The 20,718-nt window shown below is 65.1% G+C and carries 20 protein-coding genes and 1 pseudogene; 8 read left to right on the top strand and 13 right to left on the bottom strand.

The window, feature by feature from the left end:
- Window positions 1-150: 150 nt before the first annotated feature.
- Genes EN874_RS12310 through EN874_RS12295 form a run of 4 tightly spaced genes read right to left on the bottom strand, consistent with a single transcriptional unit; the run spans window position 151 to window position 3,879 of the window.
- The gene (locus EN874_RS12310; protein WP_348631721.1) at window positions 151-1,299 is read right to left on the bottom strand and encodes an ABC transporter permease; all 1,149 of its coding nucleotides are present in this window, start codon (window positions 1,297-1,299) and stop codon (window positions 151-153) included.
- The gene (locus EN874_RS12305) at window positions 1,296-2,216 is read right to left on the bottom strand and encodes an ABC transporter ATP-binding protein (protein ID WP_127424978.1); all 921 of its coding nucleotides are present in this window, start codon (window positions 2,214-2,216) and stop codon (window positions 1,296-1,298) included. The genes EN874_RS12310 and EN874_RS12305 overlap by 4 nt, the downstream gene beginning before the upstream one ends.
- Window positions 2,213-3,178 carry an HlyD family efflux transporter periplasmic adaptor subunit gene (locus tag EN874_RS12300; RefSeq protein ID WP_127424977.1) on the bottom strand — a complete coding sequence of 322 codons (966 nt, stop codon included), beginning with the start codon at window positions 3,176-3,178 and terminating at the stop codon, window positions 2,213-2,215. Before EN874_RS12300 ends, EN874_RS12305 begins: the two co-directional genes overlap by 4 nt.
- Window positions 3,175-3,879 carry a DUF1956 domain-containing protein gene (locus tag EN874_RS12295; protein WP_127424976.1) on the bottom strand — a complete coding sequence of 235 codons (705 nt, stop codon included), beginning with the start codon at window positions 3,877-3,879 and terminating at the stop codon, window positions 3,175-3,177. Before EN874_RS12295 ends, EN874_RS12300 begins: the two co-directional genes overlap by 4 nt.
- Before the next feature lie 90 nt (window positions 3,880-3,969).
- Here EN874_RS12295 and EN874_RS12290 point away from each other — a divergent pair, with 90 nt between their 5' ends.
- From EN874_RS12290 to EN874_RS12280, 3 genes are read left to right on the top strand one after another with little or no spacing between them, the layout of a single operon-like run.
- The gene (locus tag EN874_RS12290; protein ID WP_127424975.1) at window positions 3,970-4,443 is read left to right on the top strand and encodes a CYTH domain-containing protein; all 474 of its coding nucleotides are present in this window, start codon (window positions 3,970-3,972) and stop codon (window positions 4,441-4,443) included.
- The gene (locus EN874_RS12285; protein ID WP_127424974.1) at window positions 4,440-5,372 is read left to right on the top strand and encodes a CHAD domain-containing protein; all 933 of its coding nucleotides are present in this window, start codon (window positions 4,440-4,442) and stop codon (window positions 5,370-5,372) included. Before EN874_RS12290 ends, EN874_RS12285 begins: the two co-directional genes overlap by 4 nt.
- 52 nt (window positions 5,373-5,424) lie before the next feature.
- Window positions 5,425-6,252, top strand: coding sequence for a lipo-like protein (locus EN874_RS12280; protein WP_127424973.1), 828 nt, complete (start codon window positions 5,425-5,427; stop codon window positions 6,250-6,252).
- An 89-nt stretch (window positions 6,253-6,341) separates the two neighbouring features.
- On the opposite strand, the gene EN874_RS12275 is transcribed toward EN874_RS12280, so the two are convergent.
- Complete coding sequence (locus EN874_RS12275) at window positions 6,342-7,718, bottom strand: adenylate/guanylate cyclase domain-containing protein (protein WP_127424972.1); 1,377 nt, start codon at window positions 7,716-7,718, stop codon at window positions 6,342-6,344.
- Window positions 7,719-7,880: 162 nt separating this feature from the next.
- Window positions 7,881-8,681, bottom strand: coding sequence for a helix-turn-helix transcriptional regulator (locus tag EN874_RS12270; protein ID WP_127424971.1), 801 nt, complete (start codon window positions 8,679-8,681; stop codon window positions 7,881-7,883).
- Between the two features lie 112 nt (window positions 8,682-8,793).
- Here EN874_RS12270 and EN874_RS12265 point away from each other — a divergent pair, with 112 nt between their 5' ends.
- Entirely contained in the window at window positions 8,794-9,651 is an 858-nt protein-coding gene (locus tag EN874_RS12265) for an ATP/GTP-binding protein (RefSeq protein WP_127424970.1), read from the top strand.
- 176 nt (window positions 9,652-9,827) lie between these two features.
- Window positions 9,828-10,755 (top strand): annotated as a pseudogene (locus EN874_RS12260) (DMT family transporter).
- A gap of 57 nt (window positions 10,756-10,812) precedes the next feature.
- On the opposite strand, the gene EN874_RS12255 reads toward EN874_RS12260, so the two are convergent.
- The 3 genes from EN874_RS12255 to EN874_RS12245 all read right to left on the bottom strand — a co-directional run bounded on the left by EN874_RS12255 (window position 10,813) and on the right by EN874_RS12245 (window position 12,225).
- Window positions 10,813-11,073 (bottom strand): helix-turn-helix transcriptional regulator, encoded by a 261-nt coding sequence (locus tag EN874_RS12255; protein ID WP_127424969.1) that lies wholly within the window; start codon window positions 11,071-11,073, stop codon window positions 10,813-10,815.
- Between the two features lie 92 nt (window positions 11,074-11,165).
- Window positions 11,166-11,867, bottom strand: a complete 702-nt coding sequence (locus EN874_RS12250; RefSeq protein ID WP_127424968.1) for a phosphatase PAP2 family protein — start codon at window positions 11,865-11,867, stop codon at window positions 11,166-11,168.
- Window positions 11,868-11,886: 19 nt separating this feature from the next.
- The gene (locus EN874_RS12245; RefSeq protein ID WP_126086665.1) at window positions 11,887-12,225 is read right to left on the bottom strand and encodes a hypothetical protein; all 339 of its coding nucleotides are present in this window, start codon (window positions 12,223-12,225) and stop codon (window positions 11,887-11,889) included.
- A 359-nt stretch (window positions 12,226-12,584) separates the two neighbouring features.
- On the opposite strand from EN874_RS12245, the gene EN874_RS12240 reads away from it, so the two are divergent.
- Entirely contained in the window at window positions 12,585-14,582 is a 1,998-nt protein-coding gene (locus EN874_RS12240; RefSeq protein ID WP_127424967.1) for a PhoX family phosphatase, read from the top strand.
- Window positions 14,583-14,667: 85 nt separating this feature from the next.
- On the opposite strand, the gene EN874_RS12235 is transcribed toward EN874_RS12240, so the two are convergent.
- On the bottom strand, window positions 14,668-15,348 hold the full coding sequence (locus tag EN874_RS12235; protein WP_127424966.1) for a GNAT family N-acetyltransferase: 681 nt from the start codon (window positions 15,346-15,348) through the stop codon (window positions 14,668-14,670).
- A complete protein-coding gene (locus tag EN874_RS12230; RefSeq protein ID WP_127424965.1) occupies window positions 15,345-15,842 on the bottom strand; it encodes a MarR family transcriptional regulator in 498 nt (165 codons plus the stop codon). The genes EN874_RS12235 and EN874_RS12230 overlap by 4 nt, the downstream gene beginning before the upstream one ends.
- Window positions 15,843-16,067: 225 nt before the next feature.
- Between EN874_RS12230 and EN874_RS12225 the strand changes: the two genes are divergently transcribed.
- A complete protein-coding gene (locus EN874_RS12225; protein ID WP_127424964.1) occupies window positions 16,068-17,105 on the top strand; it encodes a phosphatidylglycerol lysyltransferase domain-containing protein in 1,038 nt (345 codons plus the stop codon).
- 254 nt (window positions 17,106-17,359) lie between these two features.
- Here EN874_RS12225 and EN874_RS12220 read toward each other — a convergent pair whose 3' ends face one another.
- Window positions 17,360-18,121 (bottom strand): ABC transporter permease, encoded by a 762-nt coding sequence (locus tag EN874_RS12220; protein ID WP_127425049.1) that lies wholly within the window; start codon window positions 18,119-18,121, stop codon window positions 17,360-17,362.
- 14 nt (window positions 18,122-18,135) lie between these two features.
- Window positions 18,136-19,062, bottom strand: coding sequence for an ABC transporter ATP-binding protein (locus tag EN874_RS12215; protein WP_127424963.1), 927 nt, complete (start codon window positions 19,060-19,062; stop codon window positions 18,136-18,138).
- 293 nt (window positions 19,063-19,355) lie between these two features.
- Between EN874_RS12215 and EN874_RS12210 the strand changes: the two genes are divergently transcribed.
- Complete coding sequence (locus tag EN874_RS12210) at window positions 19,356-20,717, top strand: cytochrome ubiquinol oxidase subunit I (RefSeq protein WP_127424962.1); 1,362 nt, start codon at window positions 19,356-19,358, stop codon at window positions 20,715-20,717.
- The last annotated feature ends 1 nt before the right edge of the window (window position 20,718 follow it).

The raw sequence follows: 20,718 nt of genomic DNA, 5'->3' as shown, positions 1-20,718 counted from the left end.
CCGGAATTGCGCAAAAACAAATACTTAGAGCGGCTCGGCGATTCTATGAATCGCTGAAACGCTCTAGGCCACGGCCCGCAGGCAGGAATCGCCGCGTTCCTCCGCGCCCCCTGTCTCGCCGACAAGAAAGGGTGTGGACTGTAGAAACGCTCAGTCCAGCGTCCGCCGGAAGCGCAGCAGGGCGGCGCCGGCGAAGGCCATCACGAACACCGCCAGCCAGCCGATCTCGGCGGCGACCGCGCTGAAGTCGGCGCCCTTCAGCATGACGGCGCGTGTGATGCGCAGGAAATGCGTCAGCGGGAAGATCTCGCCCAGGATCTGCGCCCAGCCCGGCATGCCCCGATAAGGGAACATGAAGCCGGAAAGCAGCAGCGACGGCAGGAAGAAGAAGAAGGTGAGCTGCATGGCCTGCATCTGCGAGCGAGCCAGGGTCGAGATCGTGTAGCCGAGCAGCACCAGCGAAAGCACGAAGACGAGCACCGATGAAAGCAGCAGCGTCAGACTGCCGACGAAGGGGACGCCGAACAAGAGCTTCGCCGCCGCCAGCACCACCGTCACCTGCACGGCGCCGACGACGAGGAAGGGCAGCACCTTGCCCAGCATGATCTCGGTCGGACTTGACGGCATGGCAAGCAGGTTCTCCATCGTCCCGCGCTCGGTCTCGCGGGTCAGCGCCATCGCCGTCATCATCACCATGGTCATCTGCAGGATGACGCCGAGCAGGCCGGGCACGATGTTGTATTGCGAGATGCCTTCGGGGTTGTAGCGCTGGTGCACCACCACCTGCAGCTGCTGCTTGGCGGTTTCGGCGGCGGTCGCCTGCATGCCCTGAGCGCGCAGCAGCGCCTGGCTCGCCACCTTGCTCAGTGTCGAAATGGCGCCGCTTGCCGCCGACGGATCCGTCGCGTCGGCTTCGATCAGGATCTGCGGGCTGTCGCCGCGCTCGACGCGCCGGGCAAAGTCGGCCGGGATGGTGACGACGAACAAGACGGCGCCCTTGGCCATCAGCATTTCGGCTTCGGCCGCGCTTTCGGACACATGGTCGAAGCGGTAGTAGCCGGTCATCTGCAGCGCGGAGACCATGGCCCGCGTATACTGGTCGTTGCTCATCGCCACCAGCGCCGTCGGCAGGCTCTTGGGATCGTTGTTGATGGCAAAGCCGAACAGCACCAGCTGCAGCAGAGGCACGCCCAGCATCATGGCGAAGGTGATGCGGTCGCGCCGCATCTGGATGAACTCCTTGATCAACAGCGCGCCGAGTCTCGCGAAGGAAAAGACCGCTCTCAAGCCATCCTTCATGTCATGTTGTCCTTCGAGCCGGCCATGAACTGGATGAACACGTCTTCGAGGCTGGTTTCGCCGGGCGTCACCGTCACCCCCTTGTGCTCCTTCTCGACATCTCCAAGCGCCTTTTCCAGCGCCGCCTTGTCGGAGCCGACGACATGCAGCGTGGCGCCGAACGGCGCCACCTGGTCGACGCCCGGCCGGCCCTCCAGCGCTTCGGCCACGCGGTCGAGCCGCGGTCCCTGCACCACGAAGGTGGTCAGCCCGGCATTCCTCACCACCTCGTCCACCGTGCCGGTGGCCAGCAGCTTGCCGTAGGAGATGTAGCTGATGCGGTGGCAGCGCTCGGCTTCGTCCATGTAATGGGTGGAGACCAGCACGGTCAGCCCGCCGGTCGCCAGCCTATGGATCTCGTCCCAGAACTCGCGGCGGGCCTTCGGGTCGACGCCCGCCGTCGGCTCGTCGAGCAAAAGCAGCCTCGGCTTGTGCATGATGCAGGCAGCGAGTGCCAGCCGCTGCTTCCAGCCGCCGGAAAGCGTGCCGGCGAGCTGGTTGCGGCGCGTCGCCAGGCCGAGGTCCTGCAGCGTCCGCGAGACATAGTCCTCGACCGGCTTCAGCTGGTAGAGCCGTGCCACGAATTCGAGATTCTCGCCGATCGTCAGATCCTCGTAGAACGAGAATTTCTGCGTCATGTAGCCGACTTCGCGCTTGATGCTGAGCGAGTCGGAGCGGATGTCGAAACCGAGCACCGTGCCCTCGCCCTCGTCCGGTGTCAGCAGCCCGCACATGATGCGGATGGTCGTCGTCTTGCCCGAGCCGTTCGGCCCGAGGAAACCGACGATCTCGCCCTCGGCCACAGTCATCGTCACATGGTCGACGACCGTCCTGCCGCCGAAGCGCTTGACCAGCCCGCGGACGTCGATGACGCTCATTTTCCGAGGTCCGCCCCGATGTCCGCGAGATCGGCGTCGACGATCTGGCCGGGCTGCAGCTGACCGGTATCGCCTTCCGGCCGTGCCTCGACGAGATAGACGAGCTTCTGCCGGTTCTGAAGCGAGTAGATCACCGGCGGGGTGAACTCCGGATCGGGCGAAACGTAGCTGATGCGCGCCTTGAGATCCGGCCCGCAGCCGTCGCAATGCACGCTGAGCAGCGTGCCGACCTTCACCGAGGAGAAAGCGGTCTCCGGCACATAGACGCTGAGCTTCACCGCGCCGTCGGGCAGCATCGAGATCACCGGCGCGGTCGGTCCGGCCGTGTCGCCGGGATTGCGTATCACGTCGTCGATGCGGCCGGCCGAAGGCGCCGCCAGAACGCGCTTGGACAGCCGCCATCGCGCCTGCCCCAGCTCCGATTGCGCCTGCTGGACCTGGTTCTCCGCGGCCTTGATCGTCTCCGGCCGCGCCGGCAGGCCGCCGACGGCGAGGTTGGCCTCGGCCTGGCCGACCTGCGCGGTGGCCGTCTCCAGCGAAGCCGAAGCCGTGTCGTAGTCGGCCTGCGTGCCGGTGCCGCGCCTGTAGAGGTCGCTGGCGCGATCGTATTTGCGCTTGGCGTCCGCGGCCTGCGCCTTCGCCATGTCCACTTGCGCCTTCAGCACGGCGATCTCGTCCGGCCGCTTGCCCACCTGCAGGTCCGCAAGCTGCGCCTGCGCCTGGGCGAGCGCGGCTTGAGCCTGCACCACGGCAATCTCGGCGTCGGCGTCTTCCAGTGTCGCCACCGGCATGCCTGGCGTCACCCGATCTCCGCGCTTGACGCCGACCGTCGTCACCTGCGCGACCTCGATCGGCGCGAGCAGCACATATTCGCCCTCGACATAGCCGACGGCGAGCGGCGCGGACGGCGCGCAGGCGCTGAACAACTGGGCCGCGAGCGGCAGCGAACAGAAAAAGCTCATGACTTTCCCTTCCTGCCAGCAGCCGGATCGCGCGCCGCCAGCATTGCCCTGAGGTTGTCGGTCGCGACCGCCACGACCTTGGCGGCCTCCTTGTCGCCGATCTCGCGCCAGCCCATCCGGCGCAGCACCGCCTCGCGTCCGATGCGGAAATAGATGACCTGGCCGATCATGGTGAACACGGTGAGCCTGGTGGCCTCGCTCTCGGCCGGCTCGCCGGTGGCCTGCTCCCAGATCTGGCAGAGCCGTCGATGCGTCGGTTCGAACACGCCGGCATAGATGCGGTCGAGCGCCGCCGTCGGGTGCGACAGCTCGCGGAGTACGAATTGTACGATCTCGCCGGCCTGTGGGCTTGCCACGACAAAGCCGACCATCCGCTCCAGCGCGGCAAAGAGCTGTGCCCGCGCGGCTTCCCGGTTTGCGGGAGCGGCCGCCTGGGGTGCGCCGAGCGCCTGGCCGGCGATCCCCTGGATGGTCTCGACGATGAAATCGGCGGCGGCGGCGCGCAGGCCTTCCTTGCCGCCGAAATGATAGGCGATGGAGCCGATATTGGCCTTGGCCTCGGCCGCGATCTCGCGCGTCGAGGTGCCGTCGAAGCCCTGCCGGCCGAACAGCTTGAGCGCGGCGTGGACAAGTGCCGCGCGTGTCTGATCGGCCGGAGAGGCTTCGCGTTGCGGCCTTCTGGTGTTCGGCTGCTTGCTCATGGCACTGATTTAATCAATCGATTGATTAAAGTCAAATTGAATCGCGACTCGGCTTGCCATCTCCGCCCACGCGGGCTTTAGTGCGCGGCCATGGGCAAGGAAGTCGAACGCAAGTTCCTGGTCACCGGTTCCGCCTGGCGAGACAGGGCCGAGGCGCATATTCGCATCCGCCAGTTTTACCTCGCCGCGCAGCCCGGCCGCACGGTGCGCGTGCGCATCAGCGACGGTGCTTCGGCGCAGCTGACACTCAAGTTCGGCGACAGGGCGCGCGAGCGCGACGAGTTCGAGTATCCGATCCCGCTTCCCGAGGCCGAGGAGATGGCGGCCTTCGCCATCGGGCGTGTCATCGAGAAGACACGCCACCATGTTAGACACCACGGCTATCTCTATGAAGTCGATGTATTCGGCGGCGTGCTCTCGGGACTGGTGGTCGCGGAGCTGGAGACGCCGGAGGACGTGCCTGACGAAATGCTGCCCGATTGGCTCGGTCGCGAGGTCACCGGCGAGTCGAGGTTCTACAACGCGTCGCTGGCCCTCGGGGGGATTCCGGAGATCGCCGCATGAGCTTTCGCATCGATCCGCGCTTGCCGCTGACCGGCGAGGTCAGGCGCATATTGACCGACGAGATCGGCAGGGCGCTCGCCCATCTTGAGACGGCGCGCGACAAGCCGGAGCAGGGGCTGCACAAGTGCCGCAAGCGGCTGAAGAGCGTGCGGGCCTTGCTGCGCCTGGTTCGTTCCGGAGACGAACCGTTCTGCCAGACTGAGAACGAATGTTACAAGCAGGTCTCGGCGCTGCTTGCCGGCCCACGCGAGGCGACCGCTCTCGTCGAGACCGTCGATCGCCTGGCGAATGCCTTTCCGGAGCAGAGCGCCGGCGGTGGCCTTGACGCCGTCCGCGACCGGCTGGTGCTGCGCCAGCATGAGCTGCACGCCGGCCCCGGTCTCGACGCGGCCATAAATGCCGCCGTCACCGCGTGCCGGGAAGGGCTGGAGCGTATCGACAGGCTGTCGCTGCCCGATCAGCCGGAGCAGGCGGCCGACATCCTGGCCGAAGGCGCCCGCGCCACCTTGCGGCGGGCGAAGAAGGCGCTGGACAAGGCGGGCTCGCGCGGCGAGGCCGACGACTTTCACGATCTGCGCAAGGCGGCCAAGACCCACTCGATGCATCTGTCGCTGCTCGGCCGCCTGTGGCCGACGCCGATCAAGGCGCGCCGCAAGGCGGTCGATAAGCTCGGCGAGTTGCTGGGCGACCTGCATGACGTCTTCGTCATGCGCGGCCTGCTCGCCGCCGACGGCGAGCCGCTCGGCCCGCCCGAAGACACCAAGCTTCTGCGCAAGCTCCTGAAGCGTTCGGAAAAGAGCCTCAGCAAGGCCTGCCTCACCGAGGCCGCCGAACTGTTCGGCGACAGTCCCAAGCGCTCGGCCAGGAAGCTCGCGCGCAAGGCCCGCGACGACCTCGCGGAGCCGCATGAGGAAGCGAAGGCCGCCTGATCATGGCCCTGATCATGGCCTAAGTGGCCGGCCTGTGCTAATCGGCGTCTGGATGACTGCGCCGGCCGACACCCTGCTGGACCGACTTGGCCGCTGGCTCGCCGGCCGGCTGCAGGATGAGTCTTCGGGCTACGAGCCCTATACGCCGTCCGATGCCGATACGCTGCGCCGCACGCTGCAGCCCGGCGATATCCTGCTCGTCGAAGGCAACCAGAAGATCTCGGCGGTGATCAAGTATCTCACCCAGTCGACATGGTCGCATTCGGCCTTCTATGTCGGCGATGCCTTGCCGCTGCCCGAGGACGGTTCGGAGCGGTCGCGTCTGATCGAAGTGACCCTCGGCGAAGGCTGCGTTGCCGTGCCGCTCTCGCGCTACCGCACCTACAATACCCGTATCTGCCGGGCGAGCGGGCTGACGCCGGAGGATCGCGACAAGGTCGTTGCCTTCATGATCGGCAAGCTCGGCCTGAGATACGATCTCAAGAACATTTTCGACATGCTGCGCTTTTTCCTGCCGACACCGCCTGTGCCGGTGCGCTGGCGCCGCCGCATGCTGGCGTTCGGCTCCGGCGATCCGACGCGGGCGATCTGTTCGACGCTGATCGCCGAAGCCTATGGCCAGGTCCGCTATCCGATCCTGCCCGAGATCACCCGCGCGCCCGGCCGCGCCTCGGCGCAGTCGAGCTATATGCGGCGCGAGATCCTGCACATCCGTCATCACTCGCTTTACACGCCGCGCGATTTCGACCTGTCGCCCTATTTCCGTATCGTCAAGCCGACGCTGGAATATGGCTTCGACTATCGGGCGGTCGCGTGGGGGGACACGGCAAGCGCAGACGCCGCAGCCGCAAAGGCTGGAGCAATCGCCTCAGACACGTGATGGCTTTCGGCCTGGGTCAGGACATGCCCTTGTGGTGCGGCCTTACCGCTATCCGGCCGAGGTGAAGGCGTTTCGCATGGCGGCCTGTATCACGCCGAAACCGCATTAGCGCCTTGGTCTTCGGCTCTGTGCTCGACCCAGACATGGACCGGTTCGTCCCGGCCGCGGATACTCACCGACCCATGATCGCGCGCATTCAACTGTGTCGTGGGCGATTCCGCCTTTGCGGCCTCAATCAGTCGTGACCCAAAGCAAATATTCGCCTGAAGCTCGCGGCAGAGCGACTGCAAACGGCTGGCGACATTGACGGTGTCGCCCACCACCGCGAAGGACAGATTGCGCTCGCTGCCGACCGCGCCGATGACGACTGCGCCATATTGTGCACCGATCCGAACGTCCAGCGGCGGGTATCCCCTGGACACACGCTGCACATTCCATGCTTCGAGAGCGGCGATCATCGCTTCAGCGCACTGGATGGCCCGAGTCGCGTCGTCATGGCTGGTTTGCGGAACCCCGAATGTCGCCATGATGCAATCGCCGATATAGTTATCGACGGTGCCACGGTGGTCGAAAACGACCTGCTCCATGCGACGGTGGAACTGACGCAGAAGTTCGAACACTGCTTCGGCCGGGTGATCCTCGGAATAGTGTGTGAAGCCGACGATGTCGGCGAACAACACCGCGATATCCTGCCGGCGGACCGGGCCGAAGGGCTCGTCATCCGTGGCGAGCTGGTCGACCACATTGGGCGAAAAATGCCGGGCGAGATTGGCGCGGGCGCGCTCTGCCTTGACATAGTCTTCCGACAGATGTCGGGAACGATAGACGACCAGCGCCATGATCGCGCCGATAATCAACACAACCAACACGTTGGTCGCCTGCGCGAATGTATCGACGAAGTTGGGGTTGAGATAGAGGTTCAGTCGCTCTGTCATCGGCAGCGAATAGAGGTTCGTCGCCGGAATGACGGTTCCCGGATGAAAAATCACCCATCCCACCCCGATCGCCCACGTCAAGGCCGCGAGCGCGCCGAGATAGAGCGCCAATCGTGTCGAAAGGGTCAGCGCGCCAAGGCATACGAAAATCAGCAGGAATTTGAAGCTGCCCTCGCGCAGTTGCATCGCGGCCGGCGCGACCTCCACGGAAAACGGGTTGGGCGTCACCAGCAGAACGGTCAACAGAATAATGTCCAGCGTACCGGCGAGGTAACCGGTCCACCATGGCGCCGTGCGACGGCGCGCAAAGAGAAACTGGATCAGGCCGACGAGCTGGAACAGCACGAGGCCCGCCAGCACGAAGAGCAGCGAGGCATCCCAGCGACTGATCAAAGAAAAGAAGCAGAAGATCGCGGCGAGCGATGCGGTGCGCGCCCAGAACTGCAATCCAGCACCCTGGCGTTCTGCGCGCTCCCGCAATTTTTTCAGGCGCGAATAGCGGCGAAGTTCAAGTGTTGGCGCGGTCGGCATAGGGTCACTTCGATTTGACGGGGACGTGTCACGCATTCGGCAAACCCCCCTCTACAATCTGGCAAATCAGTGCGCGAACTCTATCATGACTCAGCGCCGTCGGAGTGGTGCGCGACAAGCTCAGCCACCAGATGCAATCCTGCTCGGGATGATTTGGCCGTGTCAGGCCGGCAAAGGACGACGTCCCTTTGCAGGAGCGGCGCGCCGGTCGGCCGCCCCGGCATCGCGCGGATGCGGCCCGATCGGCATGATCGCCGGAAACGGCGTCGCGCCGAAGGCAAAGGTCCATTTGTAGCCGATGAGCTGGTCTTCCGGCGTGGTGTGCTGGTCGTGATGGGCAAGCAGCCTTGCGCGCTCCGCCAGGTCCTCCGCCTCCCGCCGCACCATCTCCGCCGTTTCCGGCCGCATGCGCCGCGAGAAGCTGATGAAAGTAGCCTGCCGTTCCATATGGCCGATCGCCCAGCCGACAAAATTCTTGTTGGTCGTCTCGAAATGCGGCTTCAGCGGGCCCTCGAAATCCCACTGGATCGGCGTCTCGACCAGCAATCTTGCCGACAGGCCGCGCCCGAGCGCGACCAGGCCGAGTTCCTCCAGATCGCGCAGATAGAGGAACATCGAGGCTTCGCTGAGGCCCTGCGAGCGCATGATGCCCTCGGGCGTGAATTTCTCCGACAGCATGATGAAGACGAAGAGCAGTGCCGGCCGCGCGGCGAGCTTGCGCTCGATCTCCGGCGCGACGTGGTTGGCCGGTCCCGGCCCCCGGTTCATCGAGCCCAGCACGTTTTCCAGTTCCACTTCCGCCGCGGCGCAAATCTCCATCAGCCGGTCGAGCTTGCAGTTGCGCTCATGGAAGATGCGCTTCACCGTCGGTTCGGAAACGCCCATGCGCTCGGCCAGCGCCCGGTAGGTCAGGCCCTTGGCTTTGAGCGTCCGTTTCAGCGCCTCGAAGATCGGACCGTTCATGGAATGCGCCCCATTTGCATGAATTCGTATCGATCTTCGATACTACGCTCGAACCGTCTTCCGGGAAAGTATCGAAAAACCTAGCTCTCCGCCGTCATCACAGGAGAGCACCATGAAAACCCTCATCGCTTCCACCGTTCTCGCCATGGCCGGCATCGCAGCCGCTCCTGCTGCCCAGGCCGGCGAGATCTGGCGCGCATCCGGTTTCGAGCAGCCGGAATCGACGCTCGTCGATGCCGCCGGCAAACGCATCGTCGTCTCCAACATCGTCGGCAATCCAGGCGATGCGGACGGCAACGGCTACCTGTCGCTGCTGTCCATGGACGGCAAGGTGATCACCCGCCACTGGGTGGACGGCATGGACGCGCCCAAGGGCATGGCGATCTCGGGCGGCAGGCTTTACGCCGCCGACATCACCAAGGTCCGTGTCGTCGACCTCGCCAGCGGCAGGCTGGTCTCCAGCATCGATGTGCCCGGCGCCGTCTTCCTCAACGACATGACCGCCGACGCCTCGGGCAAGGTCTATGTCAGCGATATGCTGGCCGACACGATCTACCGCATCGACGGCGACAAGCCGGAGCTGTTCGTGAAGGATGCGCTGCTTGCCTCGCCCAACGGCGTCTTCGCCGATGGCGACCGGCTCATCGTCGCCTCCTGGGGCAAGGGCATCAAGCCCGATTTCAGCACTGCGGAGCCGGGCGGCCTGCTGGCGGTCGATCTCAAGAGCAGGAAGGTGACGCCGCTGCCCGGCGCTCAGGAATTCGCCAACCTCGACGGCGTCGTCGCCATCGGCGGCGATATCTATGCCACCGCCTACATGACCGGCGCGCTCTACCGCTACCATGCCGGCGGCAAGCCCGAGGTCGTCGCCACCTTCAAGCCTGGCAGCGCCGACATCGGCACCGACGGCGAGAAGATCCTGGTGCCGCTGATGAACGAAGGCGAGGTCGCGGCGCTGAAGATCGACTGAGAGCCGCCGCGGCGGGAACGACGTCAATAAGGATTGGATCTCATATCCAGGATTGGCCTCCCATATCCAGGATTGGCCCCCCATATCCGGGATTGGCCGCCATATCGGGGATTGGACCGGCGTATCGACGGCGCTGCCATCTGGCCGCGCCGTCCGCCGCGGGATATCCGGCTGGCATGAGCGAAGCCGTGAATAGATCAAGCCTGGCCGGCGCCGTTTCCCCGACGATCCCGGTGCTCGTATGCGCGCTGGCGATCTTCCTGCTGTCCGGGATGGATGCGGCGATGAAGTCCCTGGTCATCGCGGTGGGCGTCTACAACACGGTGCTGTGGCGCAGCATGGTCTCGACCTTGGTCGCGGGCGCGGCCTGGTCGGCAGGGCCGCGCTCGAAGCCGACATTTCCGGTGCTGAGGCTGCATGCGCTGCGTGCCGCGATTGTCTGCACGGTCCTGCTCTTGTTCTTCTGGGGTCTCGCCAGGCTGCCGCTCGCCGAGGCGATCGGGCTCAGCTTCGTCGCGCCGCTGTTCGCTCTTTTCCTCGCCGCGCTGTTGCTGGGCGAACGTATAAGGCGGCAGGCCGTGTGGGCGTCGCTCGCCGGCATCGCGGGCGTCGCGATCATATTGGCCGGCCAGTTCGGCCAGGCCGGCCAGGCGCAGGATGCCCTGCTTGGCACCGCCGCGGTGCTCGTATCGACGGTGTTCTATGCCTACAATCTGATCCTCTCCCGGCGACAGGCGCTGCTGGCCAAGCCGGTCGAGATCATGCTGTTCCAGAACCTTTACGTCGCGATCATCCTTGGTCTCGCCGCGCCGTGGCTCGCCGTCGCGCTGGCGAGGGATCTCTGGCTCCCCCTGGTCGGGGTGGCGGGGCTGTCGCTCGCCGGCCAATTCCTGATGAGCTGGTCCTATGCCCGTGCCGAAGCGCAATATCTGATCCCGACGGAATACTCGGCCTTCATCTGGGCGATCGGGCTTGGCTGGTTCCTCTTCGGCGAGGAGGTGGCCTGGACCACGCTGGCAGGGTGCATGCCTGATCGTCGCCGGCTGCCTGATCGCCGCGCGCGCAAACCCGAAACTGGCCGAGCCGATCGAAGCGGCAGTCTGAGCATCTCACTGCCGGCCGGTTGCCGCGACGTCGTTTCCGTTTGATGTCGGTTGCGGGTCAGCCCTGCGCCGCGCTTGCCTTGAGCCGCACGCCCCTCCCGCCGCGCTCGCTGGCCTGGTTCTCGCCGATCAGCTCCACGCCGATTTCGTCGAGTGCCTGGATGACCTTCGTCAGCGAATCGACGACGCCCCGCACGACGCCTTCGCTGGCTTCCATGCGCTGTATGGTCGGAAGCGAAACCCCGGCGCGCTCGGCGAGCGTTCTCTGGTCGATGCCGGCCAGTGCCCTCGCAGCGCGCATCTGTGCGGCAGTCATCATCGGCCGAAATCCATGTCTGTATGTGCGATATCGATGTATAATATAAATATTACAATGTCTCAAGCATCATCGAGAGTTGGCTTGGGCGCGCATCAATCGCTGTCGGCCACCACCTTGCGCCGCTGCAGCAGGCGCGCCGCCAGCCAGCACAGCATGGCCCAGGCGAAGCCTGCGCACCAGCCGGCAAGCACGTCCGACGGCCAATGCACGCCGAGATAGACGCGGCTGGTTCCGACCAGCACCGTGACGAGCACGGCCAGCGCCAGCACGAAGACCTTGGTCGTGCGGTCCGGCAGGAAGCGGGCCGCCAGCGAGCCAAGAGTAAGATACGTCACCGCCGAGAGCATGGCATGGCCGCTGGGGAAGGAGAGCGAAGTCTCGCTGACCAGATGCGAGACGAGGTCTGGCCGCGGCCGGTCGACCTCGAACTTGAGCAGGCTGGACAGCACCTGTCCGCCGGCAATGGCCACGAACACCAGCAGCGCCGTGCTCGGCCGCCGGATCAGCACCAGGTAGATGATGGCCGCGCTGGTGATCAGCACCAGCACGCTGGTGCTGCCGAGCGCGGTGATGTCGCGCATCGCGCCCTGAAGCCAGGGAGGACCGATCGGGCTGTCCGGCTGTCCGGCATGGCGGAAGGCGAGCAGGATCTCCGTGTCGAAGGCGTGCGGCGTGGTGGCGCGCGCCACCTCCATGAGCTCCAGCAGGCCCCACAGCCCGCAGGCGATCGCCAGTCCGGCCAGGAGCACCGGGAATTCCATTCTGTTGAGCAACGCGTTGGCGGCCGATTTCATTCGAGTGCCCTGGGTCCGGCTACAGCCGCTGCATATAGGGCCCGAGCGTGATCAGCGCGACCGCGGCGATCGCCAGCACGACGCCGGTCGCCTGCAATGCGTTCAATCGCTCGCCGAAGAAGACCAGTGCCACGACATTCACCGACACCAACTGGATCACGGCCGACAGGCTGAACGATACCGACATGCCGAACTCGCGGATCAGCCTGAGCATGATCAGATTGCCGGCTGAATAGAGCGCGAGCGTCAAAAGGATCTTGGTCAGGCTCGGCGCCAGTCCCCATTGTTTGGCCGCCATCGCCGCCAGCAGGAAGATCACCGTCGAAACGCCAAGCTGCGCCAATCCCCAGAAACTCACCTTTTCAGCCCTCCTGAAGCGGCCTTCGCCGCGCCCGTCGCCGCACTTGTTTCCGAAGCGCGCGAAGCCGTCAAGCTGATCGCATCGGGCAAGGCGCGCCGCGACGGGATCGAAGCCGGATGTCGCAAAATACGCCGCGCAGCCATGGTTGGCACCCTTGGCCGAGGCCGCTCGTGGGTCGGCTCGCCGGGTTGTCGTGCCCGTGATCGGCACCGGCGCATGCGCGGCCGCAGGCGAACAATCGTCAGTCGGCAAATCGACCTTGCTTGATCGTGCCGATGTCACGAAAATGTGATCGGCCGCCTGTAGGGATCGACAGGTCACACATTCCAGCCACCTCAAGAGCCAGAGGACAGCTTATGACCCAATCCCCTGAGAACCGCTTCCGCACCAGCCTGCTCGAGGAAAATGACGGCCCGCCCGTCAATCCCACCGACAACCGCACCATGGGCGAGATCATCGCCGCGCGCTTCTCGCGCCGCGGTTTCCTCAAGGGTTCGCTGGCCGTCTCGGCCATTGCCGCCACCGTCAGCCCGCTTGCGCTCGTCGCGGCAGACGATGCGCGCGCCGCCGAAGGTTCCGCCTTCAAGTTCGAGGAGCTCGAGGCCGGCATCGACGACAAGCACCATGTGGCGCCGGGCTACGACGCCGACGTGCTGTTGCGGTGGGGCGACCCGCTCTTCGCCGATTCGCCGGAATTCGATCCGACCAAACAGGCGGCCGAGGCCCAGGCAAAACAGTTCGGCTACAACAACGACTATGTCGGCTATATCCCGATCGATGGCTCGGCCGAGCATGGCCTCCTGGTCGTCAATCACGAATACACCAACCCGCATCTGATGTTCCCCGGTATCGTCAAGATCGTCGAGAAGGACGGCAAGAAGGCCGCCGAGGTGGCGCCGCTCTCGAAGGAGCAGGTCGATGTCGAGATGGCGGCGCATGGCGGCACCATCGTCGAGATCCGCAAGGAAGGCGGCAAATGGCAGGTGGTGCGCGACGGCAAGTTCAACCGCCGCATCATGTCCACCACCGAAATGGCGCTTTCCGGCCCGGTCGCCGGGCATGATCGCGTCAAGACCAATGCCGATCCGTCCGGCGCCAAGGTCATCGGCACCTTCAACAATTGCGCTGGCGGCGTCACCCCCTGGGGCACCTATGTGATGGCCGAGGAGAACATCCACGGCTATTTCTCGGGCGATTTGCCGGAAGGCCACAAGGAAGCCGCCAACTACAAGCGCCTCGGCATTCCGGAAGGCGCCTATGAATGGGGCGCCCACTACGACCGCTTCAACCTTGCCAAGGAGCCGAACGAGCCCAACCGCTTCGGCTGGATCGTCGAGGTCGACGTCAACGATCCGACTTCGGTGCCGAGGAAGCGAACCGCCATGGGCCGCTTCAAGCATGAGGGCGCCGAATCGATCGTCGCCAAGGATGGCCGCGTCGTCTTCTATCTCGGCGACGACGAGCGCTTCGACTATGTCTACAAATTCGTCACCAAGGGCACGTTCAACCCGAGCGACCGCGCGGCCAACATGAACCTGCTCGACGACGGCACGCTGCATGTGGCGAAGTTCGCCGAGGACGGCTCGGTCGAATGGATGCCGATCGTCTTTGGCCAGGGCCCGCTGACGGCGGAGAACGGTTTCGCCGGCCAGGCCGACGTGCTGATCGAGACCCGCCGCGCCGCCGACCTGCTCGGCGCCACCAAGATGGACCGCCCGGAAGACATCCAGCCCAATGCCGGCAACGGAAAGGTCTATGTCATGCTGACCAACAATTCCAAGCGCAAGGCCGACCAGGTCGACGCGGCCAACCCGCGGGCCGCGAACGCCTTCGGTCACATCATCGAGGTCGTCGAGGACGGCGGCGACTTCGCCGCCACCAAGGGCAAGTGGGAAGTGCTGTTGAAATGCGGCGATCCTTCCGTTGCCGATGTCGGCGCCACCTTCTCGACCGCGACCACAGCCCATGGTTGGTTCGGCATGCCCGACAATTGCACCGTCGATTCCGCCGGCCGGCTCTGGGTCGCCACCGACGGCCAGGGCCCGAAGGCCACCGGCCGCACCGACGGCCTGTGGGCGGTCGACACCGAGGGCGCCGCACGGGCGACGTCAAAGCTGTTCTTCCGCGTGCCGATCGGCGCCGAAATGTGCGGCCCGCTGTTCGCGCCGGACGATCAGACCGCTTTCGTTTCCGTCCAGCATCCGGGCGACGGCGGCGAGGACTGGGAGGGCTTTGGCCGTCCGTCCTACTATGAGGATCCGTCGACCCGCTGGCCGGACTTCAAGGCGGACATGCCGGTGCGGCCTTCTGTCGTCGCCATCACCAGGCAGGGCGGCGGCAAGATCGGGGTGTGACCGGCTGAGGCATGGAGAGCCATCGCAGACGTCGGGGATTGGCTGAGGCCTCCGACGTCGTCGATGGGCATCCGCGACTCCCCAGCTACCCCGCGCGTCGAACCACGGCCATGTTCAGGGTGGTTCTCAACCGGAAGCCGATAGACTCGTAGAGGCCGATGGCCAGAGCGTTGTTGTCATAGGCGTGGAGATAGGGAACCTCGCCCCGCGCCATGATCCGGTTTGCCACGATGAGCGACAGCAGCCTGGCCAGGCCGCCGCCGCGGAAATCCGGATGCGTGCACACGCCGCTGAGTTCGGAATAGCCGGGCTGCTTCATGCGCTCGCCGGCCATCGCCGCCAGCCTGCCGTCGATCTTCACACCCCAGAACTCGCCGAGGCTCAAGGCCTCCAGTGTGAACGGGCCCGGCTTGGTGAGCGATGCGAGCGCGAGCATCTCGGCCGCATCGTCCCGCGTCAGCGGTTGCACACCCTGGTCGGACACTGCCTGCACCGGCCGCTCGGCAACCATCTGCACGAGGGACGCGGTCGAAACCGCGGCAAGCGCGGCAGGCAGGGCGATCGGATCCGTCTGGACCAGGATCGCGCTTTCAAGCGGCGGGAGCAGTTTGCCGAGGGCCAGCAGGCTTTCCGCATCGTCGGCCGCGGTGGCGGCGAAGGGAACGATCGACGGCCGGTACCGCCGGGCAAAATTGTCGCCTTCCGCGAGAGCCTGATGGCGCGTCGCAAGCGCGCTCCAGATGGGACGGTCGAGAACGTGTTTCATCGCACGACGGCCTTGGCACCGGCTTCGTCCACGCGGCGGTCGAGCGGGATCGCCGCCAACCGATCCTCGATGGCGGCGAGCTGGCCGAGCAGCGGTCCGGAGAGGTCCGCGCACAGCTCCGCGACCGCGCCCTCGATGCGTGGCCAGACGTCGCGCTTGGCGGTGTCGACCAGCCGCCGGCCGCTCGCCGAGAGGGAGACGATCCTGCGTCGCTGGTCGTCGTTCGATTGCATGACCTCGACCAGGCCGAGGTCGGCCAGCAGCGACACGCTTCGCGTCACGCCCGGCTGCGCGATGCCGAGGGATTGCGCCAGTTCGCCGACCGGCAGCGGCCCCAGTCGGTCGAGCGCGGCGAGCAAGGGGTACTGGCTCGACTGGATCCGCACATCCAGGCGGTCGAGCACGCGCTGCGTGTCGGCCTGCAGCTGCTCGCCGATGCGCTTCAGCCTGCTGCCGAGGCAGAGAAAGCCGAGGGACCGCAGAATGTCTTCCATAGGCAACCCGCCGGAGCAGAACCATAACTTGATATATAACATCACATGGAATTTGGCAAGGTGGCTTGGCAAGCATGGTCAGTGCCGGCTTCCGACGGCGGACATTCCCTCTTCATTCGCGGTCGATAGCATCCTATATGGCGCTGGCGACATGATCGGTCGCGCCAGGCGACTGATTCGAGGCCCGCGGGCCGCGGGTCCCTGTTCATCGGCACGCGGAAGCTCATGCCCTCCCTGCGTATCCATATCGACAGGTTTCTCGAAGGTGCGGCGCCCAAGGTGCCGCGCCGCGAGCTGACACATCTCGAGCGCCTGGCGCTGGTTCGCCGGCATGGCGATTTCTCGCTCGCCTATTCCACCGCCGTGCAGCAGAAGCTGTCCTATTTCAGCGACGGCGACGGCTACATCGCCTTCGGCACCAAGATGAAGCACCATTTCGCCCTCGGCGATCCGGTGGTCGATCCGGCCGGCAGGCCCGGCTACATCAAGCGCTTCGTCGAGGCTGCCGGCGGCCCCTGGTTCGTCCAGATCGGCGCCGCCACGGCAAAGGCGCTGGCCGGGCTCGGCTATCAGGTCAACCGGCTCGGCATCGACACCCGGCTGCACCTGCCGGCGCATGATTTTTCCGGCAAGCGCAACGAAACCGTGCGCTATTCCGAGCGCTGGCTGGCGAAGAAGGGCTTCACCTTCTCCGAGGACAAGGCCAACATGCTGCTGGCCGAGGTTTCGCGGCTGTCCGAGAACTGGCGCGGCGAGCGCATCGTCAAGCGCTGGGAGATGGGCTTCCTCAACCGTCCTTTCGCCGACCATCTCGGTGCCGACATGCGCCGCTTCGTCCTGCATGGCCCCGAAGGCGAGCTCGTCGCCATCCTCGATTTCGATCCGCTGTTCAGCGGCGGCAAGGTCATCGGCTACACCACGGCCTTCAAGCGCAAGCATGTCGACGCCACCTCGCATGCCGAAATCGGGCTGACCAAATACGCCGTCGACCGCTTTCGCGAGGAAGGCATTTCGGTCGTCACGCTCGGCCTGTCGCCGCTGCTCGACGTGGAGCCGAGCGGCTATGCCGAATCGAATTTCTGGCGCGGCGCCTTCCAGCGCGCCTACCAGTCGCCCTGGGTCAACCGCTCGCGCTTCAACCTGCAGGGCCAGGCCGCCTTCAAGCGCCGCTTCCACGGCCAGGAGGAGCCGACCTACATCGCCTTCCGCAAAGGAACGCTGATGGAGATGCTGGGGCTGCTGCGGCTGATGAAGGCGATTTAGAACGTCGCGCGGTTGGCCGAATCCTCGCAACTTCGTCATCCTAGGGCGAAGCAGCCGCGAAGCGGCGTCGCGGAGACCCTGGGATCCATGCCGTTACATCAGCCGAGGGATACTAGAAGCGGATTTTGCACCGGGGGCAGCGTTTCGAGGTCACGGCATGGATCCTCGGGTCAAGCCCGAGGATGACGACAGGACAGGAGTTCCGGCCAATCACGAAAGCTTGCGCGCTCTCCATTTCGGGAACACGGCAGCCCTCAGTTCCTCAACCGATACCCGGTCTTGAAGATCCACGCCACGATCCCAATGCAGGCGGCCAAAAACACCAGCGTCATGCCGAGGCTGACGCCGACCGAGACGTCCGCCTTGCCGTAAAAGCTCCAGCGGAAACCGCTGATCAGGTAGACGACCGGGTTGAACAGCGTGACCGTCTTCCAGATGCCGGGCAGCATGTGGATGGAATAGAAGCTGCCGCCGAGGAAGGTGAGCGGCGTGACGATCAGCAGCGGCACCAGCTGCAGCTGCTCGAACGTCTTTGCCCAGATGCCGATGATGAAGCCGAACAGGCTGAAGGTCACCGCCGTCAGCACCAGGAAGGCGACCATCCAGAACGGATGCTCGATCCTGAGCGGCACGAACAGTGCCGCGGTGGCCAAGATGATCAGGCCGAGCAGGATCGACTTGGTCGCCGCGCCCCCGACATAGGCGATGATGATCTCGAGATAGGAGACCGGCGCCGACAACAGCTCGTAGATCGAGCCGACGAATTTCGGGAAGTAGATGGCGAAGGAGGCGTTCGAGATCGACTGCGTCAAAAGCGAAAGCATCATCAGCCCCGGCACGATGAAGGCGCCGTAGCTGATGCCATCGATCTCGGTGATGCGCGAGCCGATGGCCGAGCCGAAGACGACGAAATAGAGCGATGTCGAGATGACCGGCGAGATGATGCTCTGCAGCACCGTGCGGAAGGCGCGCGCCATCTCCACCCGGTAGATCGCCCAGACTGCACGAAGGTTCATGGCCGCGCGCGGGTTCATGGCTCTTGCCTCAGAAGATTGACGAAGATCTCTTCGAGCGAGCTGTTCTTGGTGTCGAGGTCGCGGAACTGGATGCCGGCGGCCTCGAGGTCGCGGATCAGCGAGGCGACGCCCGGCCGGTCGCTCTGGTTGTCATAGATGTAGGTGAGCTGGTCGCCGTCGGGAGACAGCTCCAGCGCATAGCGCGACAGCCCGTCCGGCAGCGCGGTGAGTGGCGCGCGCAATTCCAGCGTCATCTGCTTGCGGCCGAGCTGGCGCATCAATTCGGCCTTGCCTTCGACCAGGATGATCTCGCCCTTGTTGATGACGCCGACGCGGTCGGCCATCGCCTCGGCCTCTTCGATGTAATGCGTGGTCAGGATGATGGTGACGCCGTCCTCGCGCAGGCGCCGCACCATCGCCCACATGTCCTGGCGCAATTCGACGTCGACGCCGGCCGTCGGCTCGTCGAGGAACAGCACGCGCGGCTCGTGCGACAGCGCCTTGGCGATCATCAGCCGGCGCTTCATGCCGCCCGAAAGCGTGATCGCCTTGGCGTCCTTCTTGTCCCACAGCGAGAGGTCGCGCAGCACCTTCTCGGCGAATTCCTTGTTCGGCGCCTTGCCGAACAGGCCGCGGCTGTAGTTCACCGTCGCCCAGACCGTCTCGAAGGCGTCGATGGTGAGCTCCTGCGGCACCAGCCCGATCAGGTTGCGCGCGGCGCGATAGTCCTTGCCGATGTCGTGCCCGTCCACGGTGACCGTGCCCGACGATCGGTTGACGATGCCGCACACGATCGAGATCAGCGTCGTCTTGCCGGCGCCGTTCGGCCCGAGCAGCGCGAAGATCTCGCCGCGCTCGATATCGAGGTTGATTTCCTTCAACGCCTTGAAGCCGGTGGCATAGGTTTTCGTGACACCGGAAATCGAGATGATGGATGACATGCTGAAAAACGGCCGGCTGGAAAACGTGACCTGATATAGGTCGGATGGCGTTTTATGCAAACCGGCAATCGACGGTTTTCCTGACAGTTCCGGCCACGCGCCTCTCGCCGGCCGGCGGCGCAACGGCGTTGCGCGACCCCCCGGCGTCGAGAAGCCGTCACGCGCCAGGTCTATCCAGTCCGGGACGGCTGCCGCCTGGCGCTGCGACAACGCGCCTCGCGTGACGCCGCGCCGCTTTGACCGATGTGCCTTCGAGGCCTATCCTCGAAGAATAGCAGCAGCCGGAGTCGCCCATGGACCCGCTCATTCTGTCGCGTATCCAGTTCGGCGCGAATATTTCATTCCATATCCTGTTTCCGGCGATCACCATTGCACTTGGCTGGGTGCTGCTGTTCTTCAAGCTACGCTACAACGCCACGGGCGATTCCGCCTGGATGCGCGCTTATTTCACCTGGGTGAAGATTTTCGCGCTGTCCTTCGCCATGGGCGTCGTCTCCGGCGTCACCATGAGCTTCCAGTTCGGCACCAACTGGCCGGGCTATATGGAAACGGTCGGCAACATCGCCGGCCCGCTGCTGGCCTATGAGGTGCTCACCGCCTTCTTCCTCGAGGCTGCCTTCCTCGGCATCATGCTGTTCGGCTTCCGCCGCGTCTCCAACCGCATCCACACGCTGGCGACCGTGCTGGTGGCGGGCGGCACCACTGTCTCGGCCTTCTGGATCATCGCGCTGAATTCCTGGATGCAGACGCCGGCCGGCTTCGCGATGATCGACGGCAAGGCGCATGCGCTCGACTGGTGGGCGGTCGTCTTCAATCCGTCCATGCCTTACCGGCTGGTCCACATGCTGCTCGCCTCCGGGCTCACCGTCTCGTTCCTGATCGCCGGCCTGTCGGCGCTGCGCTACCTCTACGGCGACCGCTCGGAATCGATGTGGAAAGCGCTGCGCACCGGCGTCTTCACCGCCGCCATCCTGATCCCGATCCAGATCTTCGCCGGCGACCAGCACGGCTTGAACACGCTCGAGCATCAGCCGCAGAAGATCGCCGCCATGGAGGCGAACTGGAACACCGGGCCCAACGTGCCGCTGGTGCTGTTCGCCTGGCCCGATGAGGCGGCCAAGGAGAACCGGTTCGAGCTCACTATTCCCGATGGCGCCAGCGTTGTGCTGCGTCACTCGCCAAGCGGCGTCGTGCCGGGCCTGAACGACTATCCCGGCAACCACCCGCCGGTGTTCCCGGTGTTCTGGGGTTTCCGCATCATGGTCGGCACCGGCATATTGATGCTGATCGTCTCCTGGTCGGCCGCCTTCTTCCTCAAGCGCCGCCACAGCCTGCCGAAGCCGCTGGCCCTCATCATGGTGCCGATGGCGCTGTCCGGCTGGCTGGCGACGCTGGCCGGCTGGTACACGACCGAGATCGGCCGCCAGCCCTGGCTGGTCACCGGCGTGCTGAAGACGGCGGATGCCGTCGGCCCGGTCGCCGGCAGCCATGTCGCGCTGACCCTGGCCGTCTACCTCATCCTCTATGTGCTGCTTTTGATCGCTTATCTCAGCGTGCTGGTGCATCTGGCGCTGAAGGCGGCCAAGGACGGCGACGCCTCGCCGCTGCCGGGCGCCATGAATGCGGCCCTTTCGCAGCAAGCCGCTGGGGAGTGAA

The sequence above is a fragment of the Mesorhizobium sp. M1D.F.Ca.ET.231.01.1.1 genome (assembly GCF_003999155.2).
In the GTDB taxonomy this organism is placed as follows: Bacteria; Pseudomonadota; Alphaproteobacteria; order Rhizobiales; family Rhizobiaceae; genus Mesorhizobium.
This window is presented reverse-complemented; position numbering and strand designations above follow the sequence as displayed.